The sequence below is a fragment of the Streptomyces sp. NPDC054863 genome, from assembly GCF_053610825.1.
Window position 1 is genome coordinate 1 of record NZ_JBSGZD010000383.1, and the last position, 6,514, is coordinate 6,514.

A 6,514-nucleotide genomic window follows, 5' to 3' on the forward strand; every position below is an offset into this window, starting at 1 on the left:
GACCATGGCCTCGTTCAGGAAGTCGACCTTGAGGCCGTCGAGGCCGTGGTCCCGCACCAGCCGCAGGCAGGTGCGGACGACGTGGGTGCGTACTTCCGGGTGGCGGGGATCGAGGACGTGGGCTCCGGGTACGCCGGCGGGGGCGGGGGCGAAAGGGGCCCAGGTCCCGTAGCAGTCCGCCCGGGGGCCCAGGAGCAGGGGGGCGACCCAGAGCATGTAGCGCAGTCCGCCGCGGCGCACGCGGGCGACGTGGCCGGTGAAGTCCGGGAAGGTGGCGGGGTCGGGGGTCCAGTCCCCCACGCCCGCGTAGCCGCGTCCGCTGCCGAGGCGCTGCCAGCCGTCGTCCACGATCAGTGTGCCGAAGCCCAGGTCCGTGGCGAGTGCGGCCTGGCGTTCGACCTCGGCCGCGTCGATCTGCTGGTTGAAGGCGTACCAGGTGCAGTACAGGGGCAGCCGGGCCGCCTCCGGAACCGGCATGGGCGCCGGCAGCCCGGTCGCGTACCAGGTGCGGAGCGTGCTCAGGGCCGCAGCCACCGACGGGCTGCGGGGTACGAGGAGGAGACGGTGCGCCGTGGCGGAGGCCGGGAGTCCGAGGTGCACCACGTGCGTGTCGTTCTCCTCGGACACCCCGAAGCGCAGCGTGACTTCGGGCACCGGATCGGCGGCGGCGAAGGTGAGGAGGGTGGCGCCGGTGTGGTCGTAGAGGCAGCCGGCGGCCAGCCCGTCGACGAGGCTGACCCTGGACCGTCCCTCCCAGTCGGCGACCAGGGTGCGGCTCCAGCCCGCCTTGGGGTGCCAGTATCCGGCGGCGTCCCCGAGGGGGGCCGAGAGCCGGACCTCGACCGCGGCCCGGGGGGCTTCGATCTGCAGCATGAGCAGGCCGCCGGGGAGTACGGACAGGGTCCGGACAGGATCCGCGCCGTCGGCGAGCACCGCGATCTCCACCGTGTCGAGCAGGGGCTCGAAGGGGGCCGGGGCCAGTCCGGCGGTGGTCACGGCCTCGAACCCGGCCTCGAACCCGGCCTCGGACTCGGACCCGTGCTCGGACCCGTGCTTGGGCTCGGACCCGTGCTCGGACTCGTAGGACAGCATGCGCACCTTCACTCCTTAACGGCTCCGGCGAGCAGGCCGGAGACGAAGTGGCGTTGGAGGACCAGGAAGACGAGTGCCATGGGGATGGCGGCGACGGCGGTTCCGGTGAGGATCGCGCCGTAGTCGGTGTCGTCCACGCCCTGCAGCGCGGCGAGTGCGACGGGGATCGTGTACGAGGCGCTGTCCCGGAGGACGATCAGCGGCCAGATGAAGTCGTTCCACTGGAAGAGGAACAGGAAGATGGCCAGGGCTGCCAGGGCCGGTCTCATGGGCGGCACGACCACCCGCAGGAAGAGCCGGAACTCGCCGCAGCCGTCCATGCGCCCGGAGTCGAGCAGTTCGTCGGGGAGGGCCGCCATGGACTGGCGCATCAGGAAGATCCCGAAGGGCAGTGCCAGGTTGGGCATGAGCACGGCCTGGTAGGTGTTGAGCCACTCCCACTGCGCCATCATCTTGAACAGGGGGATCAGGGTGACCTGTTGGGGGATGACCAGCCCCAGCATCAGCACGCCGAACAGCCGGTCGCGCCCTCTGAAGCGGTACTTGGCGAAGGCGTAGCCGGCCAGTGTGCACACGACGCCCGCGCAGACGGTGTAAAGGGCCGCGACGAGCAGGGAGTTGAGCACGACCTGCCCGAAGGACGCCGCCTCCTGGAGGGCGGCGAGATTCTCGGCCAGGTGGTCGCCGGGCAGCAGCGGCGGCGGTGCGGCGAAGATCTCGTCGGAGCTGTGCGTGGCGGCGACGACGAGCCAGTAGAAGGGGAGGAGCACGGCGGCGAGCGCGATGGCGAGCCCGGACGTGAGCATGATTCCGTGGCCTGCGGACCGGCGCCGGGCACGGGCTCCCGGGGGCCGGGTGCGGGCTCCCGGCGGCCGGGTGGCACTGCTGGAGGGCTGCTTCATGACTTGTCTCCCAGGACCCGGAACTGGATCAGGCCGAGGACTCCGATGAGCACGGCGAGCAGGTAGGCGATGGCCGATGCGTAGCCGAAGTCGAAGTAGGTGAAGGCGTTCTGGTAGAGGTACACGCCGATGGTGAGCGTGGCGTTGTCCGGGCCGCCCCGGGTGAGGACGTACGGCTCGTCGAAGATCTGCAGGGTGCCGATGGTGGAGAGCACCGTGGTGAGCAGGATCGCCGGTCGCAGCCCCGGGAGCGTCACGTGGCGGAAGGACTTCCAGGGGCCCGCGCCGTCGACCGCGGCGGCGTCGTAGAGCTCGCGCGGGATCGTCTGGAGCCTCGCGAGCAGGATGACCGCGTTGTAGCCGGTGTAGTGCCAGGTCAGTACGGAGCCGAGGGAGATCTGCGCCCACAGCGGGTCGGTGAGCCAGGGGACGCCGCCGATGCCGAGGTGCGAGAGCAGCCAGTTGACCAGCCCGTACTGCTGGTTGAGGAGTACGGAGAACATGACTCCGTAGGCGACGAGGCCGGTGATCATCGGCAGGAAGAATCCGAGCCGGAAGACCGCACGCGCACGCAGGAGGGCCGAGTCGAGTGCGACGGCGAGTCCGGTGGCGAGGGCGAGCATCACCGGCACCTGGATCAGCAGGATGATGCCGGTGTTCTGCAGGGCGGTCCAGAAGAGCGGGTCGCCGAGCAGCCGCCGGTAGTTGTCGAAGCCGACGTAGGCGTCGGCCCCGTCGACGGACTTGAAGAGGCTGAGGACGAAGGACCAGCCGATGGGGTAGAGCTTGAACGCGGCGAACAGGAGCGCGGCGGGAAGCACGAAGGCGTACGGTGCGAGACGGCGCGCCCTCGGACGCGGGCGTGCGTCCCGTCTCCCTCGCCGTGGTGTTCTCCGTGGTGCGGGCGCGGTGCGTGTCCGTGTGACGGGCATGGTCATCGGGCCACCTTGCGTGCGGTCTGCGCGGCGAGCTGGTCGGCGGCCCGGCGCAGTTCGGTGGCCGGGTCGGCCCCTCTGAGCAGAACCCTGGTCTGTGCGTCGGTGACCGCCTTGAGCGCGCGGGCGTAGTCGGAGGTGTAGTTGAAGGCCGGGGAGCCGGCCTTGAGGGCGCCGAGGAAGACTTCTCCCTTGCGCCGGCCGCTGAAGAATTTCGACGGCTGGTGGAAGACGGGGTCCTCGTACGCCCCCAGCAGGGCCGGGGCGATGCCCTTGTTCCGGTAGATCTGAACCTGGGACTGCGGACGGGTGAGGACGAACTCGACGAACTTCCAGGCCGCGGCCTGATGCGGGCTGGTGCCCGAGATGGCCAGGTGGGTGGAGTTCACGGTGGCGGCCCGGGTGCCGCCGCGTCCGACGGCGGGCGGGAGCCGTACGCCCCAGAGTCCGGCCTGGTCGGGGACGGTCTCCTCGATGACACCGCCGAACCAGGTCGGCAGGGGCAGCACCGCCGCGGTGCCGCTCTTGATCGAGCTGATCAGCGCGTTCCAGCCGCCGGAGAGGTCGTTCACCAGGCCGGCGTCGTTCATCCTCTTGATGAGCGTCATGGCCCTGACGGCTTCGGACGAGCTCACCATGATGTCGCCTTCGAGATTGAAGTACGTGGTGCCCTGCAGTTGGAGCAGGAGCTGGAAGAAGTTGGCCGAGTCCTGCTGCGAGGCGGGCTTGTCGATGCCGAGCAGGTACTTCCCGGTCTTCTTCTTGATCTTCACGCCTGCTTCGACGGCGTCGTCCCAGGTGTCGAGTGCGTCCACGTCCACGCCTGCGTCCTCGAAGACGTCGCTGCGGTAGTAGAAACCACCCGAGTTGGCCTCCCAGGGCAGGGCGTCGACCCGCGAGCCGTCCAGGGAGACCGTCTCCCACAGGCCGTCGGCGAAGGCCGTCCGGTACTTCCCCGCGCCGAGCGGACCGAGGTCGGCGAGCTGCCCGGGGAACCGGTCCGTGTACGCGGGCAGGTAGTCGACGCCGATGTGCAGGACGTCCGCGAGACCTGCGCCGTTCGCCGCCATCGAGGTGGTGATCTTGTCCCAGATGGCCGGATTGCCGATGTCCTGGACCGTGACCCTGATGCCCGGGTGCAGCTTGTTGAACCCCGGCACCAGAGCCCGCATCTCAGCGGCCGGCCCTGCCCAGCTCCATACCGTGATGTCACCCTTCGCGGGGTCCCCGGCCGAACCGGTCCGCGCGCCCGACGAGCAGCCGGTGAGCCCGCCCCACCCCGCGCTCACGGCGAGGGCCCCGCCAAGTCCCATCACTCTGCGACGACTCATGTTCATGCGCGACCACCTCTGCCTGCGGCTCGGACGCCGACTCCGCACAACAGGGGGGCCGACGCAGGGAGTTAACAAGGCGTCACATTTCTTTGCAAGACATCGATGAAAACTTTCAGCGGGATTTTCCTTCTCTGATTGCACGACTCTTGAAAGAGAGCGGGGCGGCGACTAGCTTCCAGCCATCCGCCCTCCACCGCCCGCCCTCCCCCGCTCATCCGCTCCCCATCGCCCATCCGCTCTCCATCGCTCTGGAGTGAGTCAGCCTTGAGACGCACCCGCCCCGCACGCCTGGCGACCCTCGCCGCACTGGCGACCCTGGCCCCGCTGACACCCCTGACCCTCGCGGCTCCGGCCGCGGCGGATCCCGCGCCGCTCGGCATCGAGAACCCCGGCTTCGAGAAGGGGATCGACGGCTGGACCGCCACGCCGGGCGCCGGTGTGGCCTCCAACTACCCCCACGGGGGCTCGAAGTTGGCCTACCTCGACGAAGGGGACGGGCAGCGGTTCGCACAGAAGATCACGGCATCAAGCGGCGGAACGTACGATTTCTCCGCCTGGATCGCCACCGGCGGCCCCGGCGGACGGTTCGTCGCGCGGGTCAACGGCGCCGCAGCCGCGTCGGTGGTCCTGCCGGGCCGTCCCACCTATGCCCGCTACACCCTCAGCCGGATCGCGCTGCGGAGCGGCGACGAGCTGGAGCTCGCCTTCGAGTCGGGCAGCGGCTGGGTCAACGCCGACGACCTCATGGTCTCGCCCTCCTCGCCCGTCGACCCCGTGGTCTCGTCCTCCGACCCGAAGATCGCCGAGATGTTCGCCTGGGCGAAGCGCAAGGCCAACAGCTGGGTGCAGCAGCCCGGTTCGGGCGGACCGCTCAACGTCGACGAGCGCAACACCACCGGCACAGGTACGGGCGTGTACGGCCCCTCCTACTGGGCCGGTTACGCCCACCGCAGCGGCTACTACGCACGCGACACGGCCCACCAGGTCGGCGGCGCCGCGATCCTCGGCCTGCGCGACGCGAACAAGGCCATGCTCACCGCCTTCGCGGCGTCGGCGACCGAGGAGCACGCCTACTACCCGGCGTGGTCCTTGAACTTCGACAACAGGACGTACCTGTCCATCGACTACCGCAGCCCCGCCTCCTTCGTCCGCGAAGTGCCGGCCACCTTCGAACTGGTCGAGAAGGCGAACGCGGCCTACCGCTGGAGCGGGGACGGCGCGTACGTCAACGACAGCACCCTGTGGGGGTTCTACCGCCACGCGACCGAGGAGTTCGTCGAGCGCCACGACAGCGGCAGGCCCAACGGCATCGCGGAGGGCACGGGCAGGGGCATCTTCGCCGGAGCCGCCAGTTACAACGAAGCCAGTGACGAACCCCTCGCCGAAGCGGGCGACGCCGTCGGCGCCCAGTACCAGGCATTCCGCGCGATGTCCGCGCTGGCCGCGAGCAAGGGCGACAAGGACCTGGCCAAGGAGTTCCGGAAGAAGGCCGACAGACTCAAGTCGTACTTCAACTCCACCTGGAGCGGCGCCGGTTCGGGAGCGTCCATGGTCCGCGCCTACACCACCGACGGCGCGGCGCTCACGGGCTGGGGCAAGGAGAACAGCTGGTTCATGCCGATGAAGCAGATCATGGATCCCGGCCCGCGCACCGACAGCTACTTGAACTACATCGACGAGCAGGCCGGTGGCGACGGCAGACCCGCGAACATCGAGGCCATCTCCTACCTCCCCGACACCTTCTTCGCCTACGACCGCAACGACACCGCGTGGAAGTGGATGCAGTACGTCTACGACAGGCGGGGCGACCAGCACCCCGTCAAGAGGCAGGGCCCCAACGGCGACTACCCCGAGGTCTCCTACACCCTGCTCAGCCAGACCGTCGAGGGCCTGATGGGCGTCGAGCCCGACGCCCCCGCCAAGTCCCTCAGCACCCGGTCCCGCATGCCGTCCGGCACGGACTGGCTGCAGATCAAGGACATCAGGATCGGCGGAAACACCTTCACGCTGCGCCACGACGGGGCGAGCAGGTCGACCCTGACGAACGACACCGGTGCCGACAGCTACACCTGGGAGGCCCGCTTCCCGGGCAGGCACGCCACGGTCAGGGTCGACGGGAGGAACCGGCCGGCGAAGACCAGGGAGATCAACGGCAGGACCTACAGCTACGCCGAGGTCTCCGTCGCCCCGCGGCGGAGCGTCACCGCCGAAGTCTCGTAGTGCCTCTGCCCCCTGCCGGTCACCTCGGTGG

At 69.6% G+C, this 6,514-nt stretch carries 5 protein-coding genes; 1 reads left to right on the forward strand and 4 read right to left on the reverse strand.

All coding sequences use genetic code 11. The annotated features are described in order from the left end of the window. From ACWGIG_RS35805 to ACWGIG_RS35820, 4 genes are all read right to left on the reverse strand, one after another. On the reverse strand, window positions 1-1,092 hold a 1,092-nt coding region (locus ACWGIG_RS35805; RefSeq protein ID WP_453325884.1), incomplete at its 3' end, for a glycoside hydrolase family 36 protein. Window positions 1,093-1,100: 8 nt separating this feature from the next. Further along, window positions 1,101-1,994 (reverse strand): carbohydrate ABC transporter permease, encoded by an 894-nt coding sequence (locus ACWGIG_RS35810; protein ID WP_453325885.1) that lies wholly within the window; start codon window positions 1,992-1,994, stop codon window positions 1,101-1,103. Beyond that, complete coding sequence (locus tag ACWGIG_RS35815; RefSeq protein ID WP_453325888.1) at window positions 1,991-2,926, reverse strand: carbohydrate ABC transporter permease; 936 nt, start codon at window positions 2,924-2,926, stop codon at window positions 1,991-1,993. Before ACWGIG_RS35815 ends, ACWGIG_RS35810 begins: the two co-directional genes overlap by 4 nt. A 2-nt stretch (window positions 2,927-2,928) precedes the next feature. Then, a complete protein-coding gene (locus ACWGIG_RS35820; RefSeq protein WP_453325886.1) occupies window positions 2,929-4,260 on the reverse strand; it encodes an ABC transporter substrate-binding protein in 1,332 nt (443 codons plus the stop codon). A 267-nt stretch (window positions 4,261-4,527) separates the two neighbouring features. On the opposite strand from ACWGIG_RS35820, the gene ACWGIG_RS35825 reads away from it, so the two are divergent. Next, window positions 4,528-6,483: a hypothetical protein gene (locus ACWGIG_RS35825; RefSeq protein WP_453325887.1), complete on the forward strand. Its 1,956-nt coding sequence runs from the start codon at window positions 4,528-4,530 to the stop codon at window positions 6,481-6,483. Window positions 6,484-6,514 lie beyond the last annotated feature (31 nt).

What these genes read in the sequence shown, in the direction of transcription:
- ACWGIG_RS35810 (WP_453325885.1), bottom strand. Translation starts at nt 1,994, where the DNA reads ATGAAGCAGCCCTCCAGCAGTGCCACCCGGCCGCCGGGAGCCCGCACC.
- ACWGIG_RS35815 (WP_453325888.1), bottom strand. Translation starts at nt 2,926, where the DNA reads ATGCCCGTCACACGGACACGCACCGCGCCCGCACCACGGAGAACACCA.
- ACWGIG_RS35820 (WP_453325886.1), bottom strand. Translation starts at nt 4,260, where the DNA reads ATGAGTCGTCGCAGAGTGATGGGACTTGGCGGGGCCCTCGCCGTGAGC.